At 69.7% G+C, this 21,214-nt stretch carries 20 protein-coding genes, 1 pseudogene and 1 riboswitch; of the genes and pseudogenes, 11 read left to right on the top strand and 10 right to left on the bottom strand.

The annotated features are described in order from the left end of the window. The first annotated feature begins 379 nt into the window (after positions 1-379). Both ACFCZF_RS26380 and ACFCZF_RS26375 read left to right on the top strand, forming a co-directional pair. The gene (locus ACFCZF_RS26380) at positions 380-1,504 is read left to right on the top strand and encodes a metallophosphoesterase (protein WP_376673732.1); all 1,125 of its coding nucleotides are present in this window, start codon (positions 380-382) and stop codon (positions 1,502-1,504) included. Positions 1,505-1,686: 182 nt separating this feature from the next. Continuing rightward, positions 1,687-2,556 carry a hypothetical protein gene (locus ACFCZF_RS26375; protein WP_375906353.1) on the top strand — a complete coding sequence of 290 codons (870 nt, stop codon included), beginning with the start codon at positions 1,687-1,689 and terminating at the stop codon, positions 2,554-2,556. 24 nt (positions 2,557-2,580) lie between these two features. On the opposite strand, the gene ACFCZF_RS26370 is transcribed toward ACFCZF_RS26375, so the two are convergent. Then, the gene (locus ACFCZF_RS26370) at positions 2,581-4,041 is read right to left on the bottom strand and encodes a VWA domain-containing protein (protein ID WP_376673731.1); all 1,461 of its coding nucleotides are present in this window, start codon (positions 4,039-4,041) and stop codon (positions 2,581-2,583) included. 116 nt (positions 4,042-4,157) lie between these two features. Next, positions 4,158-5,951: a phosphomethylpyrimidine synthase ThiC gene (thiC, locus tag ACFCZF_RS26365; RefSeq protein ID WP_376673730.1), complete on the bottom strand. Its 1,794-nt coding sequence runs from the start codon at positions 5,949-5,951 to the stop codon at positions 4,158-4,160. Continuing rightward, a riboswitch (TPP riboswitch) is annotated at positions 5,944-6,133 on the bottom strand. (Overlaps the previous gene by 8 nt.) Positions 6,134-6,204: 71 nt before the next feature. Here thiC and ACFCZF_RS26360 point away from each other — a divergent pair. After that, positions 6,205-7,776, top strand: coding sequence for a YibE/F family protein (locus ACFCZF_RS26360; RefSeq protein ID WP_376673729.1), 1,572 nt, complete (start codon positions 6,205-6,207; stop codon positions 7,774-7,776). 71 nt (positions 7,777-7,847) lie between these two features. Here ACFCZF_RS26360 and ACFCZF_RS26355 read toward each other — a convergent pair whose 3' ends face one another. The 4 genes from ACFCZF_RS26355 to ACFCZF_RS26340 all read right to left on the bottom strand — a co-directional run bounded on the left by ACFCZF_RS26355 (position 7,848) and on the right by ACFCZF_RS26340 (position 10,134). Then, on the bottom strand, positions 7,848-8,285 hold the full coding sequence (locus ACFCZF_RS26355) for an SsgA family sporulation/cell division regulator (RefSeq protein WP_375906369.1): 438 nt from the start codon (positions 8,283-8,285) through the stop codon (positions 7,848-7,850). 99 nt (positions 8,286-8,384) lie between these two features. Next, positions 8,385-9,110, bottom strand: a complete 726-nt coding sequence (locus tag ACFCZF_RS26350; protein WP_375906590.1) for an IclR family transcriptional regulator — start codon at positions 9,108-9,110, stop codon at positions 8,385-8,387. 318 nt (positions 9,111-9,428) lie between these two features. Then, positions 9,429-9,641 (bottom strand): DUF5326 family protein, encoded by a 213-nt coding sequence (locus ACFCZF_RS26345; RefSeq protein ID WP_375906372.1) that lies wholly within the window; start codon positions 9,639-9,641, stop codon positions 9,429-9,431. 175 nt (positions 9,642-9,816) lie between these two features. Continuing rightward, positions 9,817-10,134, bottom strand: a complete 318-nt coding sequence (locus ACFCZF_RS26340) for a cupin domain-containing protein (protein WP_375906375.1) — start codon at positions 10,132-10,134, stop codon at positions 9,817-9,819. A gap of 59 nt (positions 10,135-10,193) precedes the next feature. Between ACFCZF_RS26340 and ACFCZF_RS26335 the strand changes: the two genes are divergently transcribed. The 6 genes from ACFCZF_RS26335 to ACFCZF_RS26310 all read left to right on the top strand — a co-directional run bounded on the left by ACFCZF_RS26335 (position 10,194) and on the right by ACFCZF_RS26310 (position 14,945). Then, positions 10,194-10,571 (top strand): phage holin family protein, encoded by a 378-nt coding sequence (locus ACFCZF_RS26335; RefSeq protein ID WP_375906378.1) that lies wholly within the window; start codon positions 10,194-10,196, stop codon positions 10,569-10,571. A gap of 5 nt (positions 10,572-10,576) precedes the next feature. Next, positions 10,577-11,071 (top strand): low molecular weight protein-tyrosine-phosphatase, encoded by a 495-nt coding sequence (locus ACFCZF_RS26330; RefSeq protein ID WP_376673728.1) that lies wholly within the window; start codon positions 10,577-10,579, stop codon positions 11,069-11,071. Then, complete coding sequence (locus ACFCZF_RS26325) at positions 11,068-12,246, top strand: cystathionine gamma-lyase (protein ID WP_376673727.1); 1,179 nt, start codon at positions 11,068-11,070, stop codon at positions 12,244-12,246. Before ACFCZF_RS26330 ends, ACFCZF_RS26325 begins: the two co-directional genes overlap by 4 nt. Before the next feature lie 230 nt (positions 12,247-12,476). Next, on the top strand, positions 12,477-13,382 hold the full coding sequence (locus tag ACFCZF_RS26320) for a LysR family transcriptional regulator (protein ID WP_376673726.1): 906 nt from the start codon (positions 12,477-12,479) through the stop codon (positions 13,380-13,382). A 68-nt stretch (positions 13,383-13,450) separates the two neighbouring features. After that, complete coding sequence (locus ACFCZF_RS26315; RefSeq protein WP_375906390.1) at positions 13,451-13,933, top strand: NUDIX domain-containing protein; 483 nt, start codon at positions 13,451-13,453, stop codon at positions 13,931-13,933. Positions 13,934-14,078: 145 nt separating this feature from the next. After that, the gene (locus ACFCZF_RS26310) at positions 14,079-14,945 is read left to right on the top strand and encodes a GNAT family N-acetyltransferase (protein ID WP_376673725.1); all 867 of its coding nucleotides are present in this window, start codon (positions 14,079-14,081) and stop codon (positions 14,943-14,945) included. 103 nt (positions 14,946-15,048) lie between these two features. Here the strand turns inward: ACFCZF_RS26310 and ACFCZF_RS26305 are convergent. Next, positions 15,049-15,467, bottom strand: a pseudogene (locus ACFCZF_RS26305) (heme-binding protein). A gap of 110 nt (positions 15,468-15,577) precedes the next feature. Continuing rightward, on the bottom strand, positions 15,578-16,789 hold the full coding sequence (locus tag ACFCZF_RS26300; RefSeq protein ID WP_376673724.1) for an MFS transporter: 1,212 nt from the start codon (positions 16,787-16,789) through the stop codon (positions 15,578-15,580). A gap of 140 nt (positions 16,790-16,929) precedes the next feature. On the opposite strand from ACFCZF_RS26300, the gene ACFCZF_RS26295 reads away from it, so the two are divergent. Next, positions 16,930-17,394, top strand: coding sequence for a MarR family winged helix-turn-helix transcriptional regulator (locus tag ACFCZF_RS26295; protein ID WP_376673723.1), 465 nt, complete (start codon positions 16,930-16,932; stop codon positions 17,392-17,394). Between the two features lie 58 nt (positions 17,395-17,452). Continuing rightward, positions 17,453-17,905 carry a GNAT family N-acetyltransferase gene (locus ACFCZF_RS26290; protein ID WP_376673722.1) on the top strand — a complete coding sequence of 151 codons (453 nt, stop codon included), beginning with the start codon at positions 17,453-17,455 and terminating at the stop codon, positions 17,903-17,905. A gap of 93 nt (positions 17,906-17,998) precedes the next feature. On the opposite strand, the gene ACFCZF_RS26285 is transcribed toward ACFCZF_RS26290, so the two are convergent. Then, positions 17,999-19,384 (bottom strand): serine hydrolase domain-containing protein, encoded by a 1,386-nt coding sequence (locus ACFCZF_RS26285; RefSeq protein ID WP_376673721.1) that lies wholly within the window; start codon positions 19,382-19,384, stop codon positions 17,999-18,001. A 56-nt stretch (positions 19,385-19,440) separates the two neighbouring features. Then, positions 19,441-20,919: a replicative DNA helicase gene (dnaB, locus tag ACFCZF_RS26280; RefSeq protein ID WP_375906411.1), complete on the bottom strand. Its 1,479-nt coding sequence runs from the start codon at positions 20,917-20,919 to the stop codon at positions 19,441-19,443. Positions 20,920-21,214: the final 295 nt, after the last annotated feature.

The following is a 21,214-nucleotide window of genomic DNA, read 5'->3' as shown; positions in this document are numbered from 1 at the left end:
CGCTCCTTCACCCCCGCAAGATCATCGCGTCCAACAGCCACGGTCCTCGCAACTCCCACAGATCGCGGGTGTTGCGAGGACCGTTAGAACCCAAGCCCGCTCGGGAGCGCCGGGGGCCCGGCAAGTACGGCGCCACCCCCGTACGGGAGTGGCGGCAAGGGCGGCGGAGACGGCATCCGGCACGTCCGGAGCATGATCACACCGCCGTTGCGGACGGGCGAAGCCCGGCCCAATCGGGGCGAAAGCCGCAGTGAACCGGAGTCCTGTTCTGATTCACCACCCCTGGGTCATCACACAGCGCGATCCGCATTCCTATGATGGGCCCACACACCGTGGGCCGCTGCGACCAGGCAGTCCGAAGCGGTGCAGATGCGGCGCGATGGTGGAGGGGTCGATGACTCAGGGGGCCGGTCAGGGACCCGAGGTGGAGCGGACGGCGACGGTACGCGACTTCCGGGTGCCCGCGTACGTCCACGAGACCGCTCCGTACGCCGCCACCGGCACGCACGCGGGCGAGGCAGCGCCGCCCTCCGAGGAGGAGTACGGGGAGAAACTCCCGTATGAGGAGAACCTCCCGGAGGGGTACACGCCCACTCAGCGGGATCTGCCCGTCATCCGTCGGGGTGACACGGTCCAGGTGGCCGTCGACCCCGAACCGATCGTGGTGCAGCAACCCGCCAAGGGCCAGGGGCCGCTGTTCGTCGTCGGCGACGTGCACGGCTACCTCGACGAGTTGCTGGCCGCCCTCCAGGAGAAGGGCCTCGTCGACGCCGCCGGACAATGGTGCGCGGGCACCTCCCGCCTGTGGTTCCTCGGCGACTTCACGGACCGGGGCCCGGACGGCATCGGCGTCATCGACCTGGTGATGCGGCTGTCCGCCGAGGCCGCGGCAGCCGGCGGCTACTGCAAGGCGCTGATGGGCAACCACGAGCTGCTGCTGCTCGGCGCCAAGCGATTCGGCGACACGCCCGTCAACTCGGGTGCGGGCACCGCCACCTTCCAGGCGGCCTGGCTGCTGAACGGCGGCCAGAAGACCGACATGGACCGACTGCAGGACCACCACCTGCAGTGGATGGCCCGCCTCGACGCCATGGAAGAGGTCGACGGCCACCTCCTGGTCCACTCGGACGCCACCACCTACCTCGACTACGGCGGCTCCATCGAGGAGGTCAACGACACCGTCCGCGAGGCGCTCACGCGCAACGACGCGGAAGAGGTGTGGGACCTGTTCCGCAAGTTCACCAAGCGCTTCTCCTTCCGGGACGAGGGCGGCGCCGACGCCGTGCGCTCACTGCTGGACACGTACGGCGGCACCCGGATCGTTCACGGTCACAGCCCCATCCCGTACCTGCTGGGCGAGGTCGGCTCCGAGGACGGCGAGGACGACACCCGTACCGCGGTCGAGGGACCTCACGTCTACGCGGACGGGCTGGCCATCGCGATGGACGGCGGCGTGACCATGGCCGGAAAGCTGCTGGTCCAGCAACTTCCGCTCGAAGCCTGACCGTTCACCGGACGGGTTTACACGCGGCGGCGTCCGTACAGACCGGCACCCAATTTCTGGAAACCCCCTGTCACCACCCACCGTCACCGCTCTACCATCGGCTTATCCGTAGCAGGCTCCCCTCCGTTTCTGCCCGACGGCTCGTTGGCATGCGAGCCCCAAGCCCTACGGAGCATCGGGGGATGCACATGAACAGCGTTCCGCAGTACCTGTCGAACGAGGACCGCCAAGAGTACGAGCGGGTCCTCGAAGAGGCGCTGCGCTCCGCACCACACCGCCCGGAACTGGCCGCTGTCGGACAGCGGCTCAACTCCGAACAACTGCGCACCATGGCACTCAGCGCCACCGCCCTCATCACCGCGGCGGCCACGACCGAGTACCAGCACTACGTGAAGGTCCGCGAGGAACTGCGCCACCCGGCGCCGCCCGCCCAGGTGTCGTCCACCCGCGAATCCGGCTCCGACGAGCCGGGCACGGGCGCGGCGGGACTCGCCGCCACCATGGGCGAGGTCGCCGAGGCGACCGGCGCGGGCGCCGTCGCCGTCGTCGCCGTCCTGGCACCCGTCCTGGCCGGCACCGCCGCTGCGATATTCTTGCTCGTCGGCTACATCCTGAAGATGCTCGATCCGGGGCAGACCTTCGCGCAGACCATGCTCACCACCGGATGGGTGTTCGGCGCCGTGACCGCGGTGGCGATCCTCGTCGCCGCGGTGGGACTGCTGCTCACCGCACTGCGCAACCGCCCCTCCGCCGAGTCCGGCTTCTACGGCGAACTCGACGAGGAAGTGGTCCGGGCCAGGGAAGCCTGGCACGACGCCCTGCTCGAACGCGGCATCCTGCCCTTCCTGCGGGAGGCACTGGCCGAGCCGGGCGCCACCGCACTGCACCGTACGGCACCGGCGGCGCCGACCAGCCGTATGCCGCACCTCGGTTACGGCCGTCCCGGGTTCACGAGCCCGGACGGCGGTCCCGAGGCGGGCCCGCGTCCGCGTTACTCGAGCCCGGACTACAGCAGCCCGGACTTCGGCGGCCCGGAACACCGGCCCGAGTAGCCACCGGCCCGGGCGGGCAGCGGTTCAGAGGATGCCCGCCCGGCCGGCGGCAGTGATCCAGGACGGGAACTCGGACAGCAGTCGGTCGTACAGCTCCGGGTCCGGGACGGTGCTGATGTCGTCCACGGCGAAGAAGCCGACGTTGTCGACACGGCGGCCCGGCAGGGCGTCGAAGCGCTCGAGCACCCCGTAGTTGGACCGCCCGAGTCCCACGAACTGCCAGAAGACGGGTTCCTCCACCGCCTCCCGCAGCTCCCGCTCGATCTCGGCGTTGCGGTAGACGCCTCCGTCGGAGAAGAACAGCACCAGGGTCGGAGCCGACGCCGGGTTGTCCCGGACGAAGGCTCGTACCTCGGCGATCACCTTCTGCTCCTCGTTCTGGATGCCGACGGCCCGCATGTCGACCTGCTCGGGGTGCAGGCCCTTCTTCCGGCCGCGGCGGAAGAGACTGATCTCCCCCACGCGTACGTGCAGCCGCAGCCACTCGGGAAGCTCGCCGAGGCGGAGGTCGGGCAGACGCGCCGGGGTCGAGGCGAAGGTCCATGCCTGCATCTCGCCGTCGTCGTCCAGCTGCGCGGCGACGGCGGCCATCCGCTCCACGACGTCCGTGACCACACCCTTGGAATAGAGGAAGGACATGGACCCGGAGGCGTCCAGGACCAGGATGACCCGCGCGGTGACACCGGCCGCCCCGTGCTTGCTCAGGCTGACCGCGACCTGTTCCTTGCGCAGGGACAATCGCTTGCGCATGTCGACGGGAAGGTGTTCCTCGCCCTTGGTGAGGCGGGGGCGGCCCGCACCGCTGGGCGCCGGTGGGGCAGCCGGTGCTGCGGGCGGCGCCGGTGCTGCCGATGGGGCCGGCGGGGCCGGTGGCATGGGCGTCGGCGGAGGCGGAGGGGTCGCCGCAGTCGCCGGGGCGGCGGGCGCGGCCGCCGGGGGAGCGTCGTCCACGGTGATGCCGAAGTCCGTGGCCAGCCCCGCGAGTCCGGAGGCGTAACCCTGCCCGACCGCGCGGAACTTCCACTTCCCCTGGCGCCGGTACAGCTCGCCACCGACCAGGGCCGTCTCCGTCCCGGCGGCCATGTCGAACCGGGCCAGTTCGGTGCGGGTCCCGGCATCCAGCAGCCGCAGTGACAGCCCCGGGACCTGGCCGAACGTCCCGCCGTCCGCCGAGGCACACAGGACGACGCGGTCGACGGCCGGTTCCACCGAGCGCAGGTCCACCTCGACGGCGTCGGTCGTGACACCCGCGCCGGCACCGGAGCCGCCCTGCTTGCCCAGGTGCCTCACCGCGTCGGACGCGTGGCGGGGCTGGTTGTAGAAGACGAAGTCGCCGTCGTCCCGCACCCGTCCGGCCGAGGTGAGCAACAGCGCGGAGGCGTCGACCTCGGGCACACCCGGTCCGGCGGACCAGACGAGTTCGACGCGCACCGCGGGGGAGTCGACGGCGAGATTGGCGCCCTTGTTCAGGGAGGTGGCTGTCATGCGCCCAGTCTGCCGAGACGCACCCCTCGATGGGGAGGGGGCAGACCCCCGACCTCACCCCAAGCGCTCCCGCTCCCCGTGCACAGGATCGCTCGGCGTGAGGTCGGAACAGGGACTCAGTCGGCCAACGGCAGGTAGACCCTGTTTCCCTGTGCCGCGAACTCCTTCGACTTCTGGGCCATGCCCTCCTCGATCTCGGTCTTGCTGCCTCCGTGCTCACGTCGGATGTCCTGCGAGATCTTCATGGAACAGAACTTCGGCCCGCACATCGAGCAGAAGTGGGCCGTCTTGGCGGGCTCGGCCGGCAGTGTCTCGTCGTGGAACTCCCGTGCCGTGTCCGGGTCGAGGGCCAGGTTGAACTGGTCCTCCCACCGGAACTCGAAACGTGCGTCCGACAGCGCGTCGTCCCACTCCTGCGCACCTGGGTGACCCTTGGCGAGGTCGGCGGCATGGGCGGCGATCTTGTAGGTGATGACGCCGGTCTTGACGTCGTCACGGTTGGGCAGGCCCAGGTGCTCCTTGGGCGTGACGTAGCAGAGCATGGCCGTGCCCCACCAGGCGATCATCGCGGCACCGATGCCGGAGGTGATGTGGTCGTACGCCGGTGCGACGTCCGTCGTCAGCGGCCCGAGCGTATAGAACGGAGCTTCATCGCAGATCTCCTGCTGAAGGTCGATGTTCTCCTTGATCTTGTGCATCGGGACATGGCCCGGGCCCTCGATCATGGTCTGTACGTTGAAACGCTTCGCGATCGAGTTGAGTTCCCCGAGTGTGCGCAACTCCGCGAACTGCGCCTCGTCGTTGGCGTCCGCGATCGAGCCCGGCCGCAGGCCGTCGCCGAGCGAGTACGTGACGTCGTAGGCGGCGAGGATCTCGCAGAGCTCCTCGAAGTGCTCGTACAGGAACGACTCCCTGTGGTGCGCCAGACACCACGCCGCCATGATCGAGCCGCCGCGCGAGACGATGCCCGTCTTGCGGTTCGCGGTCAGCGGTACGTACGCCAGGCGCACGCCCGCGTGGACCGTCATGTAGTCCACGCCCTGCTCGGCCTGCTCGATGACGGTGTCCTTGTAGACCTCCCAGGTCAGCTCCTCGGCGCGGCCGTCGACCTTCTCCAGGGCCTGGTAGAGCGGCACGGTGCCGATGGGGACGGGGGAGTTGCGCAGCACCCACTCGCGGGTGGTGTGGATGTTGCGGCCGGTGGACAGGTCCATGACCGTGTCGGCACCCCACCGGGTCGCCCAGGTCATCTTGTCGACCTCCTCCTCGATGGAGGACGTCACCGCCGAGTTGCCGATGTTGGCGTTGACCTTCACCAGGAACCGCTTGCCGATGATCATCGGCTCGATCTCCGGGTGGTTGACGTTGGCGGGCAGCACGGCACGGCCGGCCGCGATCTCCTCCCGGACCACTTCCGGCGAGACGTTCTCCCGGACGGCCACGTACTCCATCTCCGGCGTGATCTCGCCCCGGCGTGCGTACGCGAGCTGCGTCACCGCGTTGCCGTCCCTCCCCCGGCGCGGCTGGCGCGGCCGTCCGGGAAAGACGGCGTCGAGGTTGCGCAGTCCGCCGCGCGGAGAGGTGTGCTTGATTCCGTCGTCCTCGGGACGGACGGGACGGCCGGCGTACTCCTTGGTGTCGCCTCGGGCGATGATCCAGTTCTCCCGCAGCGGCGACAGTCCCCTGCGGACATCCGTGTCGACGAGCGGATCGGTGTACGGGCCCGAAGTGTCGTACAGCGTGACCGACTGCCCGTTGGTGAGGTGCACCTGACGAACCGGCACGCGCAGGTCGGGGCGCGAGCCCTCGACGTACGCCTTGTGCCAGCCGATGGACTTCCCGGCCTCCGTGGTCTCCTCCTGGGCGGAGTTCTGCGTGGAGGCAGGCGTGCGTGCGTCCTTGATGGTCATGAGACCTACTCCCTACGCCGGCATTACCCGGTAACAGGTTCGGCGGTCGACGCAGCGGCTTCCGTCTGTCGACGCTTCGTGGGATACATCACTCGGATTCGGTGACGTTTCCCGTGAAACATCGCTGGGACGGAGGTCAGCGCCCTCTCAGCCCGGTGCTCCGAGCTCCCGCGTGTACAAAGGTGCCCCCACGCTAGCGTCAATTCGGGCGCGGTGAACAGAGGGCCCCCCTCGTTCTTGCGATGATCGGTCGGTGACCACACCGCAGCATCCCCCGTTTCCGCCGCACGAGCCCCGCCGCGGACCGGGCACCGAGGAAGGCACCGGCCGCGGAGCCGGCCCCGATCCTTCCGGCGCTCACGGCGCGGGCGGCGGCAGACATGACGGGGGCGGCGGCCACGGTGTAGGTGACAGCCACGGTGCGGGTGACGGCCAGGGCGGTCCCGGTGGGCACGGCGGTCCCGGTGGGCACGGTGGGCACGGGCACTCCCACAGTCACGGCCCGGCGGCGCCCGTCTCCCGGCACCTGCGGAAGGTCATCACCGCGGTCCTCATCCCGTTCGCCGCGGCGGTGCTGGTCGGGCTCGCGTTGCTGTGGCCGGGCGGTGCGCCGCCGCACGAACGCACCGGGGTCGGCTTCGACCGGCAGACGCAGGATGCCACCGTCACCAAGGTGGTCGAGCTGAGCTGTCAGTCCGTCAACGCCTCGGGCGTCCCACCGACCGGCGACACCTCCACCGCCGAGGGCTCCTCCGCGGTGCAGCAGGCGCAGGGCGAGTGCAAGCGGGCGACGATCCGCGTCGACACCGGCAAGGACAAGGGCCTCACGTTCACCGAGATCGTGCAGCCGGACCAGTCACGGCAGCTGCACGAGGGCCAGAAGGTGGTGGTCGCCTACGAGCCCTCCGCACCGAAGGACCTGCAGTACTCGGTGACCGACATCAACCGCGGACTGCCGCTGGCTCTGCTCGCCGGCATCTTCGCGCTCGCCGTCGTGGTCGTCGGACGGCTGCGGGGTCTCATGGCCCTGGTCTCGCTGGCCATCAGCTTCCTGCTGCTGAACTTCTTCATCCTGCCCGCGATCCTGCAAGGGTCGAACCCGCTGGCCGTGGCGGTGGTCGGGGCCAGCGCCATCATGCTGATCGCGCTCTATCTGTGCCACGGCCTGTCGGCCCGTACGTCCGTCGCGGTGCTCGGCACCCTGATCTCGCTGTTGCTGATCGGTGTGCTCGGATCGCTGTTCATCGGCTGGGCCGCGCTCACCGGCAACACGGACGACAACACCGGCCTCATCCACGGCCTGTATCCGACGATCGACATGAGCGGCCTGCTGCTCGCCGGAGTCATCATCGGTTCGCTCGGTGTGCTCGACGACGTGACGGTCACCCAGACGTCGGCGGTCTGGGAACTGCACGAGGCCAACCCGGCGATGGGCTGGCGGGGGCTGTACCGGGCGGGCATCCGGATCGGCCGCGACCACATCGCCTCGGTCGTCAACACGCTCGTCCTCGCCTACGCGGGCGCCGCGCTGCCCCTGCTGCTGCTGTTCTCGATCGCGCAGAGCGGAGTGGGGACGGTCGCCAACAGCGAGTTGGTGGCGGAGGAGATCGTGCGCACGCTGGTCGGCTCGATCGGCCTGGTGGCATCCGTTCCGGTCACCACGGCCCTCGCGGCCCTCGTCGTATCGGCCGACCGATCGGCCGGCCCACCGGCGGCGCAGGCCGCCGGTGCGACGTCGGGTGCCGGTGCGCCGTCGGGTGCCGGTGCGACGTCGGGTGCCGGTTCGGCTCCCGTACGCGGGCGGGGCCGTCGGCGCAAGCGCTGACCCATCGGCGACCCGTCGGCAGCCGATCGCGGCGAAGCGTTACGCCACCGTCGTAGAACTGCCGTAACGGTTCAGCCCGCGCTCTGTTCTTCCGCCAGGATGCGGTCCAGGGCATCGTCGAGGTGGGCGTCGAAGTCGGCGAGCGCCCCCTCCTGCCCGAGCGGCACCAGCTTGTCGGTGCGGTCGAGGAACGCCACCAGTGGGGCCACCGACGAACGGAACAGCGCCTGGTCGCTGCCGACCTGAAGCCGGATCAGCACCTCGGCCAGCGGCTCGGGATCGACGGGGGCGATGCGCACGTCACCGTCACCGCACGGCCGGCCCACTCCGTCGACCAGCAACTCCCGGCCGAAGGCCCAGGTCACCGGCGCGTCCCCGGGCAGATGGAAAGTCAGTCGCACGGCATAGGGATCACAGGTCTCGTAGCGCAGCTCCACCGGAATGCGGAAAGAGAGCTCCTCGGACACGAGAAAGCTCATCATGACCTCTGCCTGTACGGACTCGCCCATCGCCTACCCCGTCATTCGCCGTCGACTGGCCGGGAATCAAACCTCTAACACTGGTGGCATCTTGCTTAACGTACACACCAGATCACAAGGAGTGAGTTTTCAGATACTGATAGAGATCGCGAGCGACCCCAGAAGTCGCCCCACCTCGTCCTGCAACCGCTCCGCCGCGGGCAGCAGCCGGTCGGCCTGATGGAGGGGCAAGGAGATGGCCATCGTCGCGGCCGTGGTGCCCACGGTGATCGGAATCGCCGCGCAGACCGTCCCCAGGGCGTACTCCTGGCGCTCGGTCACCGGCGTCATGCGCCGCATGCGTTCCAGTCGCCTCAGCAGGGCATTGCCATCACGCACCGTGTACGGCGTGACGGGCTGCACCGGGTAGCGGTCCAGGTGGTCGCGGCGGGCGTCCTCGTCCAGCTGGGACAGCAGGCACTGTCCGATCGCGTGCGCGTGCCCGGTCTCGCGGAAGTCCGCCCACTCCTCGACCGCCGGATTGCCCGGAGTGTCGGAGACGCACATGATCTCGATCTCGCCGTCGCGGTACATGGCGTAGTACACGGGGACACCGATCGCATCGCGCCAGCGGGCCAGCGCGTCGACCACCGTGCTGCGACGTTTCTGCTCGGCGCCGCTGCCGCCGAGCCGCTCAGCGGCCTCACCGAGGAAGAACAGGCCCTTCTCACGGCGCAGATACCCCTCGTGCACCAGAGTGCGCAGCAGGTGGTACGCCGTGGGGAGCGCCAGCCGCGTCTCACGGGCCAGTTGTTTGGCGGGGGCTCCGTACTCGTGCTCGGCGACGCACTCCAGAAGGCGCATCGCCCGCTGCACGGAGCCGATGAGGGTCCCGGACGGAGGGCCCGCGGAGGGGGTCGCGGGGGGTGTCCGAGCCGTCGAACGGGGCTGCTCGGGCAGTGCGTGCAGTGGAACGAACGCGGTGTCGGCCGTGGCCAAGAGTCACTCCCGGAACGCGAGGGGGCAGCCCGTGCGGGGAACACGGGTGGGGGTGTACGCCACTCGCGGGGTCGCCCCCGCGTGAGGCTCCGGACTCTATTCGCCGGTCACCGCTCGCCGACTGCCCGTCCGGGAAACTTCCCTCGCGCGAGGGAACCGGTGATTCCTGTTACCGCCACCGGTGTCCCACGGCTCTCACCAGTCGCTGCGCGACGACGAACTCGACATGAACTTGCGTACGACGTAGATCAGTCCGCCGACGAGCGCGACGAAGACCAGCAGCTTGAACAGCAGTCCGATCACGAAGCCGACGACGCTGGCGATCATCCCGCCGAACACGACCAGGGCGATGACCGGCACCGCGATCCACTTCACCCACCACGGCAGTCCCGTGAAGATCTCTCGCATCGCCCTCGTCCTTACCTTTCCGCCCGTTCGAGTGCCGGGCTCTTCGACGGCCCGGGGTCCCTATGGGGTCTTCTGATGTCCTGCACTCGATGCTAGGGCCGCGAGGGCCCCGGCAGGGCCCTCGCACCCCTTGGCTTCCCCTGACCGGTCCCCTAGGGAATCCCGGGGTCGCGGCTCAGCTCTCGGGCGGAGAGAACACCACCATTACCCGCAGATCCTCGCTGATGTGGTGGAACTTGTGGGCGACCCCGGCCGGCACGTACACCACGCTGCCGCGGGCGACCTGGGTGGTCTCCATGCCCACGGTGATCGCGGCCCGCCCGCTCACCACGAAGTACACCTCGTCCTGCGCGTGCGGCTTCTGCGGGTCGGCCGTACCCGCGTCGAGGGCGTACAGACCGACCGACATGTTCCGCTCGCGCAGGAACTGCAGGTAGGCACCGTCGTTGGCGGCGCGCTCCGCCTCCAGTTCGTCCAGCCGGAATGCCTTCATCGCCTCGTCCGCCCCTGCCTCACCGTTCGTTTCCGATCGCGTCTGCCACGATCAGACACATGAAGAATTTCCTAGTCAAGACGATCGCCAACGCGGGCGCCCTCGCGGTCGCCGTGTGGCTGCTCGACAAGATCACCCTGACCGGGGGCAGCACCGGCGAGAAGGCCGTCACGCTGATCGTGGTCGCCCTGGTGTTCGGCATCGTGAACATGCTGGTCAAGCCGATCGTGCAGGTGCTGACCTTCCCCCTGTTCATCCTGACCCTCGGCCTGTTCACGCTGGTGGTCAACGCGCTGATGCTGTTGCTCACGTCGTGGCTGGCCGACAAGCTCGACGTGAGCTTCCACGTCGACGGGTTCTGGACCGCTGTCCTGGGCGGCCTGATCATCTCGATCGTCTCCTGGGCCCTCAACGCGTTCCTGCCCGACAAGGACTGATCCCGATGACCTACCGCGTCTGCTTCGTGTGCACGGGCAACATCTGCCGCTCCCCGATGGCCGAGGCCGTCTTCCGCGCGCGCGTGGCGGACGCCGGGCTGGACGGCCTGGTCGAGGCCGACAGCGCAGGCACCGGCGGCTGGCACGAGGGCGAGGGCGCCGACCCGCGCACCATGGCCGTCCTGGAGGAGAACGGCTACGGCCTCGACCACAGGGCCCGCCAGTTCCAGCCGTCCTGGTTCTCCCGCCTCGACCTCGTCGTCCCCCTCGACGCCGGTCACCTGCGGGCACTGCGCCGCCTCGCGCCCACGGAGCAGGACGCGGCGAAGGTACGGCTGCTGCGGTCCTACGACCCCGCCGCCGACCGCACTGACCTGGATGTACCGGACCCCTACTACGGGGGCGTGGACGGCTTCGAGGAATGCCTTGAGATGGTGGAGGCAGCGAGCACCGGACTGCTCGCCGCGGTACGCGAGCAAGTGGAAGGACGGGCGGCATGAGTGATTCCGCTACGAACAACGGCGCCGGCACGGGCGCGGAGGGCGCCCCTCACGGCGCCGGTGACGGCACGCGCGCGGTGCGGGCCGGGCTGCCCGAGCCGGTCAAGCACGAGCCGACGCTGCCAGGACCCGTGTTCGCCGCCCACTTCCATCTGCCGGGTGAGCCGACCGGCCCGTACACCTACGGCCGCGACGAGAACCCGACCTGGACCCACCTCGAGCGCGCCATCGGTGAGCTGGAGGCGCCCGGGCAGGACGACGTCGAGACGCTGGTGTTCGCCTCCGGCATGGCCGCGATCTCCTCGGTGCTCTTCTCTCAGCTGCGCGCCGGTGACACGGCCGTCCTGCCCGACGACGGCTACCAGGCGCTGCCGCTGGTCCGTGCCCAGCTGGAGGCGTACGGCATCGAGGTGCGCACCGCGCCGACCGGCGGAGACGCCCAGCTCGGCGTCCTGGACGGGGCGAAGCTGCTGTGGATCGAGACGCCCTCCAACCCCGGGCTCGACGTGTGCGACGTCCGGCGGCTCGTCGAGGAGGCCCACGCGCGTGGCGCCCTGGTCGCCGTGGACAACACGCTCGCCACGCCGCTGGGGCAGCGCCCGCTGGAGCTCGGCGCCGACTTCTCGGTGGCCAGCGGCACCAAGCAGCTCACCGGCCACGGCGACGTCCTGCTGGGCTACGTGGCCGGCCGCGATGCCGAGGCAATGACCGCCGTACGGCGCTGGCGCAAGATCGTCGGTGCGATTCCCGGCCCCATGGAGGCCTGGCTCGCGCATCGTTCGATCGCCACCCTCCAACTGCGTGTGGACCGGCAGAACGCCACCGCGCTCAAGGTGGCCGAAGCCCTCCGTGCGCGGCCCGAGGTCACCGGCCTGCGGTACCCGGGGCTGCCCGACGACCCTTCCCACAAGATCGCCTCGCAGCAGATGCTGCGCTACGGGTGCGTCGTCTCCTTCACGCTGTCCACGCGCGCGCGTGCCGATCGTTTTCTCGACGCGCTGCGTCTCGTGGAGGGCGCGACGAGCTTCGGTGGAGTGCGGTCCACGGCCGAGCGGCGCGGACGCTGGGGCGGCGACGCGGTGCCCGAGGGCTTCATCCGGCTCTCGGTCGGTGCGGAGGATCCCGCGGACCTGGTGGCCGACCTGCTGCGTGCGCTGGAGGAATCGGCGGACTGAGCGCCGCCGCGCAGCCGCCGTGCTGTTTTCGGTCGAATGCGACGGACGGTCCGAGCCTCCCCCCTCGTGGCTCGGACCGTCCTCCGGTTCCGCGGGCGAAGAACCGCGCGATTAAGGCTAGTTGACTCTGTGTCAGTGTCCAATCACAGTAGCGACAGCGACCTATCGACATATTTATAGTTGGGCGCGGCCGGAGGGCTGGGAGAGAACAGAAGAGGGGGAGGGTTTCCATGGATCTGGCCTTGCTGCGCACCTTCGTGACCGTGCACCGAGCCGGCTCCTTCACCCGCGCCGCGGCCCTGCTCGGCCTTTCCCAACCGGCTGTCACCTCACAGATCCGCACGCTGGAACGGCAGCTCGGACGTCCCCTGTTCTTGCGGCAGGCCCGCGGCGTCACCCCGACGACGATCGGTGACGAACTCGCCCACAAGGCCGCACCGCATCTCGACGCCCTGGTCGAGATCGCCGAAACCGGGGTGGACGACGACTCCATGTCCAGGACCCTGCATCTCGCCGGACCACCCGAGTTCACCGCCGAGCGGGCGCTTCCCGTGCTCACGGGACTCACCGGCGAGGACGGACAGAGCTTCGCGCTGCGCGCCTCGTTCGGCAACGCCGAGGAGACCCTGGAGGGACTGGCCGCCGGGCATCACGACCTTGCCATCGGCACGGCCCGGCCGCGCGGCGCGCTGCTCACGGCCACTCCGCTCTGCGACGAGGAGCACGTCCTGGTCGCCGCGCCCCACTGGGCGGAGCGGACCGGCACCGAAAAGCTCGGCCGCTCCGCCGCACCCGCCCTGGAACACGTCCCCGTGGTCGAGGTCCACGAGTCGCTGCCCTTCGTGGCCCGTTACTGGGCATCCGTCTTCGACGCCCACCCGGCCGCCCCGGGCACGATCGTCGCCCCCGACCTGCGTGCGGTCCTCGCCTGTACGGTCGCGGGCGCCGGGCTCGCCGTGCTGCCCCGCTATCTGTGCGCCGAGGCCCTGGAGCGCGGTGACGTCGTCGCCCTGCATGAACCGGCGGTGCCGCCGCTACGGACGTACTTCCTGGTGGTGCGGACCGGCACATTGGCGATCCCGCACATTGCCCGCGCCCATGAGTGGCTGCTGCGCGCGGCCGCCGACTGGAACTGAGCCCGGCGATCTCGCGAGCGGGCATGCCGCGATGTTTCACGTGGAACCAGCCGGGCCACATTTCTTCCATGACCGTCCGACCCGTGGTCAAGCGCACCGCCCGCGCCGTCCTCCTGGACGGCGACCACTTGATCCTGATCAAGCGCACCAAGCCCGGTGTCGACCCCTACTGGGTCACTCCCGGAGGCGGGGTCGAGCCGGACGACACCACCGTCGTGGATGCCCTGCACCGCGAGGTGTACGAGGAACTCGGCGCCAAGATCACCGATGTGGTCCCGTGCTTCGTGGACACGGTGGAGCACATCGGCGAGGACGCGGGCACGACCGGGGTGAAGGTGCAGCACTTCTTCGTCTGCCACCTGGCGTCCATGGACCCGGCTCTGCGGCACGGCCCCGAGGTCGACGAGCCCGCCGGTGAGTACGAGATCGTCCGGGTGCCGTTCACGCGGGTAGGGATCGCCTCCGTCCACCTCGTCCCGCTGTCGCTGCGGCACTATCTGGACGGCAACATCGAGGGTGTGCGTGCCATGCACGCTCCCGACCTCGGCTGACACCGGCGGCAGCCGGCCTGCCGACCCGTACGGCGTCCAGCGGATGACGTGTCTCTGTGCACTTGGCCACCACATGGCCAAAAGCTCGCGTGTTCCATCGGAAAGTGGTGGACGCGGACGGCCGCTGTCGTACAGCCTGACCTGCGTGCCGACACCTTCCCTCGCCTCTCTGCCGATCCGCCGTCTGACGCTTCGCGATCTCACCGCCTGCGCCGACCTGTCCGAGGATCGGGGGTGGCCTCGCGAGGAACACAAGTGGGGGTTCCTCCTGACAGCCGGGAAGGGCTACGGCATCGACGATCCCGGTGGCGGTCTCGTCAGCGCCTGCACCGTCACCGAGTACGGGCCGCCCGAACGCCCCTCCCTCGCCGCCATCGGCATGGTGCTGGTCGCCGAGCGGCACGGCCGTCAGGGAGTCGGACGCCGACTGATGCGTCACGTCGTCGCCGCGCTGGGCACCACCCCCCTGACCCTGCACGCGACCCCCTACGGCCGGCCGCTCTACGAGGAGCTCGGCTTCAAGGCCACCGGCCGGGCGGAGATGGTGCGCGGGCGTTTCACTCCGGGCGGGCCCGAGTCGAGGACCACCACGCGGGCGGCCACCGCCGACGACCTCGCCGCGATCCTCCGGCTCGACGAGGAGGTGTTCGGCACCGACCGCACCCCCATCATCACGCGGCTGCCCGCCTTCGCCGACCAACTCCGCGTCGCCGAGGAGCACGGTCGTCTCATCGGGTACGCCGCGGCCTGGCCCAACATGGACACCCACGTCGTGGGCCCCCTGATCGCCCGCGACACCGAGACGGCCAAGGCACTGATCAGCTCCCTCGCCGCCCGCACGGAGCGACCGCTGCGCACGGACATCGACGTACGGCACGAAGAGCTGCTGGCCTGGGCGAAGGAGCACGGCCTCGCCTCCATCGCGCCCAACACGGTCATGACGTACGGGATCACGGAGCTGCCAGGGGACTGGAACCGGCGGTTCGCTCCGCTGACGGTGGCGGCGGGCTGACCCTGCGCGACGGACCGGCCCTCGCGGTACGCCGGCGTCCGGTACGACGAAACCGGTTCCCGGTGAGAGCCCGGAAACCGGCTTCGTGGAACGGCGGCCGACGTCAGGCGAGGGCCTCCACGGCGGCCTTGGCGAAGGCGTGGTCCTGCTCGGGCGCGCCGCCGCCGACCCCGATCGCGCCGATCAGCCGGCCGTCACGGTGCACGGGCACGCCACCCGCGATGAACAGAAGCGGCCGGTCGAGCGCGGTGGGCAGGGTGTGGAAGAGCCCTCCGGGCTGCACGGCCTCCACAAGGTCCGCGGTGGGGGCGTTCAACTGGAGCGCCGTGTAGGCCTTGCGGGTGCTGGTCTCCCCGGAGATCAGCACGGCTCGGTCGTCGCGCCGGAAGGCGAGAAGATGCCCGCCCGCGTCGAGGACGGTGACGCTGACGGTGGCCCGGCGGTCTCGGCGGCGCGGTGGGCCGCGGCGACGAGAACTTCGGCGTCCTGAATGGTGAGCGGGGCGACAGCGGTGATGCTCATGGGGCTTTCTCCTTGATTGCTGCTGAGTGGTGCGGTGCCTCGGTGGTCTCCGAGGCGGGGGAGCCGCGGGGTGCGGGGACGGCCCAGGCCCCGCCCCACGGCCGGGTCGTTCAGTGGTGGGCGACGGCGGTCGGCCGCTCGGCGGGTGCGGAACCCGCGACGGCCTCGCCGGGAACGCCGTCGCGCCGTTCGAGAGCGGCCGAGACGAAGGCGAGGACCAGCGCCGCGGCGGCGAGCACGGCACCCACCCAGTTCGGGGCGGTGTAGCCGAAGCCTGCGGCGATGACGACGCCCCCGAGCCAGGCGGAGAGCGCGTTGCCGAGGTTGAAGGCGCCGATGTTCACGGCCGAGGCCAGCGTCGGGGCGCCGTGCGCATGATCCAGGACGCGCTTCTGCAGCGGCGGGACGGTGGCGAAGCCCAGGGCACCGATCAGGAAGATGGTCACGGCCGACGCGATCTTGTTGTGCGCGGTGAGCGTGAAGAGGGCGAGTACGACGGCCAGGGCGCCCAGGGAGATGTACAGCATCGGCATCAGGGCGCGGTCAGCGAACCTGCCGCCGACGAGGTTGCCGCCGACCATGCCGAGTCCGAAGAGGACCAGCAGCAAGGTGACCGAGCCGTCGGCGAAGCCCGCGACGTGGGTCATCATCGGCGCGATGTAGGTGATGGCCGCGAAGACGCCGCCGAAGCCGAGGACGGTCATGGCCATCGCGAGCAGTACCTGGACGTTCTTGAACGCGGCCAGCTCGTGCCGCAGTCGCACGCCCTCGGCCTTGGGCACGTCGGGCACCAGCTTGGCGACACCGGCCAGGCCGACGACACCGAGCACCGCCACGACGGCGAAGGTGACGCGCCAGCCGACGGACTGTCCGACGAGCGTCCCCAGCGGGACGCCAACGACGTTGGCGACGGTCAGTCCGGTGAACATCATCGCGATCGCGCCGGCCTTCTTGTGCGGGGCGACCAGGTCGGCCGCGACGACCGAACCGATGCCGAAGAAAGCGCCGTGGGCGAGGGAGGCGACCACCCGGCCGGTCAGCATGACGGAGAAGGCCGGGGCGAGGGCGGAGAGCAGGTTGCCGATGATGAACAGACCCATCAGCAGCATCAGCATTCGCTTGCGCGGGATCTTGGTGCCGAGCACGGTCATCAGCGGAGCGCCGAACATCACGCCGAGCGCGTATCCGGTCACCAGGAAGCCGGCGGTGGGGATGGAGACCCCGTAGTCGCTCGCGACCTCGGGCAGCAAGCCCATGATCACGAACTCTGTCGTTCCGATTCCGAAGGCCCCGATCGCGAGGGCCAAAAGCGCGAGAGGCATGGAGGGGTACACCTTCCCAGAAGATTGCAGGAGCGCTTTACTAGCGTTCACAATAATTGCATACGCGGGCTATACGCAAACGCAGGCAATTGCGCGACTGGTCTACCCTGGTCTCAGCCGCTCCGGGACGGAGGAAACACATGACAGCGACGGATCCCGCGCTCACCGCCCTCTCCCAGGGCTGGTGCGCCCTCTCCCTGCTGCACGGGAGGATCGAGGCCCACATCGAGCGCGCCCTGCAGGCCGGACATGACCTGAGCGTGCGCGAGTACTCCCTGCTGGACGTGCTCAGCCGGCAGCACGAGGGTGACGGAGGGCATCTGCAGATGAAGCAGGTCGCCGACGCCGTCGTCCTCAGTCAGAGCGCCACCACGCGCCTGGTCACCCGGCTCGAGGACCGGGGGCTGCTCGAGCGCTACCTGTGCCCCACCGACCGGCGCGGCATCTACACCAACGTCACCGCGGCCGGCCTCGAGCTGCTGGGCGAGGCGCGGCACACCTATGACGCCGCCCTGCGCGAGGCCCTCGACGAAGCGGCCAGGAACCCCGACCTGGCCCCCCTGGTCCGGGTCGTGGAGACACTCAAGACACCGGTACCCGCCTAGCCGGACGCTGTCGGACTGCACCGTGACCTCTCCTGCCGTCTCTGCGTAGGGTGCGGTCATGGGAGATCTTGAAATACGGTCCACCGCCGAGGACGACATCCCAGCGGTCGTCGCGATGCTCGCCGACGACCCGTTGGGCGCCGAGCGTGAGTCACCGCACGACCTGGGCCCCTACCTGGCCGCGTTCGAACGGCTCAGTGCCGACCCGAACCAGCATCTGGTCGTCGCCGTCCGCGACGACCGCGTCGTCGGCACACTCCAGCTGACGATCGTCCCCGGTCTCTCCCGGCGCGGCGCCACCCGGTCGATCATCGAAGGTGTCCGTATCCACGCCGACGAACGCGGCAGCGGCCTGGGTACACAGCTCATCGAGTGGGCAGTCGACGAGTCCCGTCGGCAAGGGTGTCATCTCGTGCAGCTCACCTCCGACAAGACCCGTACCGACGCCCACCGCTTCTACGAGCGCCTCGGCTTCTCGGCCTCGCACACGGGTTTCAAGCTCCAGCTCTGACCGGACGCTCCAGCGGTGAACGCCATGACGATGGCTCTGTTTCACGTGAAACAGAGCCACCGTCATGGAGCCCGTCGTGGCGGGCCAAGGTGCCTAGCCGATCCCCCGCCAGCCCTCCGGATCCACCCCTCCCGGTACAGGGGACCCCTCGTCGTACGGCTGACGCGTGAACACGAACGACCCGAGGTCCAGATGGCTCACGGTCCCGTCCGGACGCCGCGCGGCTCGCAGGAGCTCCCCGGCGTAGTAGCCCTCAAGCCCTGTCCAGGTACCGTCGGCGTTCGCCCGGAAGCGCGAGCGGCGGCCGTTGCCCGACAGCGGCTCCAGAGAGACTCCCCCGTCCGTCGTCAGCCGTAGGGCGAAGGCGTGTGTCCCCCAGTACCACTGACCGGCCAACTCCAGCACAGAGGTGTCGACTTCCGGCAGGGGTCGCCACGGTTCGGGGATCCGGGGTTCCGCCTCGGCGACGATTCGCACGAGATCGGCACCGACCCCGGCCACCAGCGGCCCGGACGTGCAGTTGGTCAGTACCACCGCGGCCACGTCGTCCTCCACGCTGATGGTGAGGTTGGCCAGGAAACCCGGCAGGGAGCCGGAATGCCCCACGAGCAGTCGTCCGTCCCAGCGCTGGATCTGCAGGCCGAGTCCGTACGCCGCGCCGTCCAGGACGTCCGCGGCCTCGGCCGCCGCCGCGGGCGCCCGCATCTCCCGCACGGTCTCCGCGCTCAGTACCCTGTCGTCCCCCCTCGCGAGGAACACGGCGAACCGTGCCAGATCTCCGGTGGTGGACCAGAGCTGACCTGCCGGGGCCATCCGCCCGAGGTCCTCGGCGGGCTCGGTCAGCATCACGTCGGCCCATGGATGCACCGCCCAGCCACCGGCGTGCGGCGCTCGCGGGCGCCCGGTCGTACGGTCCAGACCCAGCGGTTCCAGCACCTCGCGCCGCAGCACGTCCTCCCACGGAGCACCGCGCAACTTCTCGACCAGCGCACCGAGCAGGGTGTAGCCGGGGTTCGAGTAGTGGTGCCGACGGCCCGCCGGGTGCAGGAGCGGCTGCTTGCCCAGCACATCGGCGAGTTCGGGCCGCAGCGAGCCCGGCGTCCGCTCCCACCACGGCGCGGGGGACTCGGCGGCCAGCCCGCCCGAGTGCGCCAGCAACTCGGCGATCGTGGCCTCGCCCGCCCCGGTACCCGGCAGGTGCTTCTCCAGCGGATCCCCAAGGTCGAGCAATCCCTCGTCCCGGAGTCGCAGGACGAGAACGGCGGTGAACGTCTTGGTGATCGAGCCGATCCGGTACTGCACGTTCTCGTCCGGGCCATGCCCGTCGACCGAGGTCCGCGCACCGTGCCACACGGTATGTCCGCCCCGAACCACCGCCGCGACGAGCGACGGCGTACGCCCTTCGGCCTGGGCCACGGCGATGCGGTGCAGCAGCGCCCGGCGGGTGGCGGGGAGCAGCTCTTCCTGAGGTGTCGTCATGCCCCCAGTCCATCGGCCCGGGCACCGCACGTCGAGCCGATTTCCCCGCCGGGGGATCAGGTCTGCGCCATGTCCACGAAACGCGAATAGTGACCCTGGAAGGCCACGGTGATCGTCGCCGTCGGACCGTTACGGTGCTTGGCCACGATCAGGTCGGCTTCGCCCGCGCGTGGCGACTCCTTCTCGTAGGCGTCCTCACGGTGCAGCAGGATGACCATGTCGGCGTCCTGCTCGATCGAGCCGGACTCACGCAGGTCGGAGACCATCGGCTTCTTGTCGGTGCGCTGCTCGGGACCACGGTTCAGCTGGGAGAGCGCGATGACCGGGAGTTCAAGCTCCTTGGCCAGGAGCTTGAGGTTACGGGACATGTCCGAGACCTCCTGCTGACGGCTCTCGGCGCGCTTGGAGCCGCCGGACTGCATCAGCTGGAGGTAGTCGATGATGACCAGCTTGAGGTCATTGCGCTGCTTGAGGCGGCGGCACTTGGCGCGGATCTCCATCATCGACAGGTTCGGGGAGTCGTCGATGTAGAGCGGGGCGGCCGAGACGTCCGGCATCCGGCGGGCCAGGCGGGTCCAGTCGTCGTCCGTCATCGTGCCGGACCGCATGTGGTGCAGCGCGACGCGGGCCTCGGCGGACAGCAGTCGCATCGCGATCTCGTTGCGTCCCATTTCGAGCGAGAAGATGACGCTCGGGAGGTTGTTCTTGATCGACGCGGCCCGCGCGAAGTCCAGCGCGAGCGTCGACTTACCCATGGCGGGACGCGCTGCGATGACAACCATCTGACCGGGGTGCAGTCCGTTGGTCAGCGAGTCGAAGTCCGTGAACCCCGTGGGCACACCGGTCATCTCGCCGCTGCGCGACCCGATCGCCTCGATCTCGTCGAGCGCGCCCTCCATGATGTCGCCGAGCGGCAGATAGTCCTCGCTCGTGCGCTGCTCGGTGACGGCGTAGATCTCGGCCTGGGCACGATTGACGATCTCGTCGACGTCGTCGTCGGCCGCGTAACCCATCTGCGTGATCCGTGTGCCGGCCTCCACCAGGCGGCGCAGGACGGCACGCTCGTGCACGATCTCCGCGTAGTACGCGGCGTTCGCGGCGGTCGGCACGGTCTGGACGAGGGTGTGCAGATACGAGGCCCCGCCGACCTTGTTGATCTCACCGCGTTTGGTGAGTTCGGCGGCGATCGTGATGGGGTCGGCCGGCTCACCCTTGGCATAGACGTCGAGGATGGCCTGGTAGACCGTCTCGTGGGCCGGCTTGTAGAAGTCGTGGCCCTTGAGGATCTCTACGACATCGGCGATGGCGTCCTTGGACAGGAGCATGCCACCAAGGACGGACTGCTCGGCGTCCAGGTCCTGCGGCGGCACCCGCTCGAACGACGGCCCGCCGCCGTCCCACGCGGCGTTGTCCGAACCGCGCTCGTGCTGCTCGTCGCGGCTGCGACCCCCGTCACCGCGACGACGGGAAGCGGGCAGACGATCACTGGGGCCGCTGTCGGCCCACGGGTCGTCCAAGGGCTCGGAAATGCTCACCGAGCCACCTCCTCCCGTCCGCCGAGCGGACCTCGCCGTGCCCCTCATTTCTACGGCACGGCACTGACAAATAAGACGCCCAACTCCGGTTCTGGCGCGTCGGTTTTGTGATGGTTCACAAGCCGGTGGACGGAGCAGGCGCCGGACCACCGTAGGCCCGCGGGCACCGTCAGCCAATCTGGTTATCCACAGGCCATGTGGACGAGCGGCCAGATGCTGTGGAGAACTCAGCGAAACCTGTGCACGACCCGGTGGACAGCCCTGTGAACAAGCCCTCGACCCATCCTGCGAAACG

This window comes from Streptomyces sp. NPDC056296, assembly GCF_042268605.1.
Classification (GTDB): Bacteria; Actinomycetota; Actinomycetes; order Streptomycetales; family Streptomycetaceae; genus Streptomyces.
The sequence above is the reverse complement of the archived record's forward strand: the minus strand, read 5'-3'. Positions and strand labels throughout refer to the sequence as shown.

Excerpts from the sequence above, each read along its gene's own strand:
- ACFCZF_RS26380 (WP_376673732.1), top strand. The coding sequence starts at position 380 with ATGGTGGAGGGGTCGATGACTCAGGGGGCCGGTCAGGGACCCGAGGTG.
- ACFCZF_RS26375 (WP_375906353.1), top strand. The coding sequence starts at position 1,687 with ATGCACATGAACAGCGTTCCGCAGTACCTGTCGAACGAGGACCGCCAA.
- ACFCZF_RS26370 (WP_376673731.1), bottom strand. The coding sequence starts at position 4,041 with ATGACAGCCACCTCCCTGAACAAGGGCGCCAATCTCGCCGTCGACTCC.
- thiC (WP_376673730.1), bottom strand. The coding sequence starts at position 5,951 with ATGACCATCAAGGACGCACGCACGCCTGCCTCCACGCAGAACTCCGCC.
- ACFCZF_RS26355 (WP_375906369.1), bottom strand. The coding sequence starts at position 8,285 with ATGGGCGAGTCCGTACAGGCAGAGGTCATGATGAGCTTTCTCGTGTCC.
- ACFCZF_RS26345 (WP_375906372.1), bottom strand. The coding sequence starts at position 9,641 with ATGCGAGAGATCTTCACGGGACTGCCGTGGTGGGTGAAGTGGATCGCG.
- ACFCZF_RS26340 (WP_375906375.1), bottom strand. The coding sequence starts at position 10,134 with ATGAAGGCATTCCGGCTGGACGAACTGGAGGCGGAGCGCGCCGCCAAC.
- ACFCZF_RS26335 (WP_375906378.1), top strand. The coding sequence starts at position 10,194 with ATGAAGAATTTCCTAGTCAAGACGATCGCCAACGCGGGCGCCCTCGCG.
- ACFCZF_RS26330 (WP_376673728.1), top strand. The coding sequence starts at position 10,577 with ATGACCTACCGCGTCTGCTTCGTGTGCACGGGCAACATCTGCCGCTCC.
- ACFCZF_RS26325 (WP_376673727.1), top strand. The coding sequence starts at position 11,068 with ATGAGTGATTCCGCTACGAACAACGGCGCCGGCACGGGCGCGGAGGGC.
- ACFCZF_RS26320 (WP_376673726.1), top strand. The coding sequence starts at position 12,477 with ATGGATCTGGCCTTGCTGCGCACCTTCGTGACCGTGCACCGAGCCGGC.
- ACFCZF_RS26315 (WP_375906390.1), top strand. The coding sequence starts at position 13,451 with ATGACCGTCCGACCCGTGGTCAAGCGCACCGCCCGCGCCGTCCTCCTG.
- ACFCZF_RS26300 (WP_376673724.1), bottom strand. The coding sequence starts at position 16,789 with ATGCCTCTCGCGCTTTTGGCCCTCGCGATCGGGGCCTTCGGAATCGGA.
- ACFCZF_RS26295 (WP_376673723.1), top strand. The coding sequence starts at position 16,930 with ATGACAGCGACGGATCCCGCGCTCACCGCCCTCTCCCAGGGCTGGTGC.
- ACFCZF_RS26290 (WP_376673722.1), top strand. The coding sequence starts at position 17,453 with ATGGGAGATCTTGAAATACGGTCCACCGCCGAGGACGACATCCCAGCG.
- ACFCZF_RS26285 (WP_376673721.1), bottom strand. The coding sequence starts at position 19,384 with ATGACGACACCTCAGGAAGAGCTGCTCCCCGCCACCCGCCGGGCGCTG.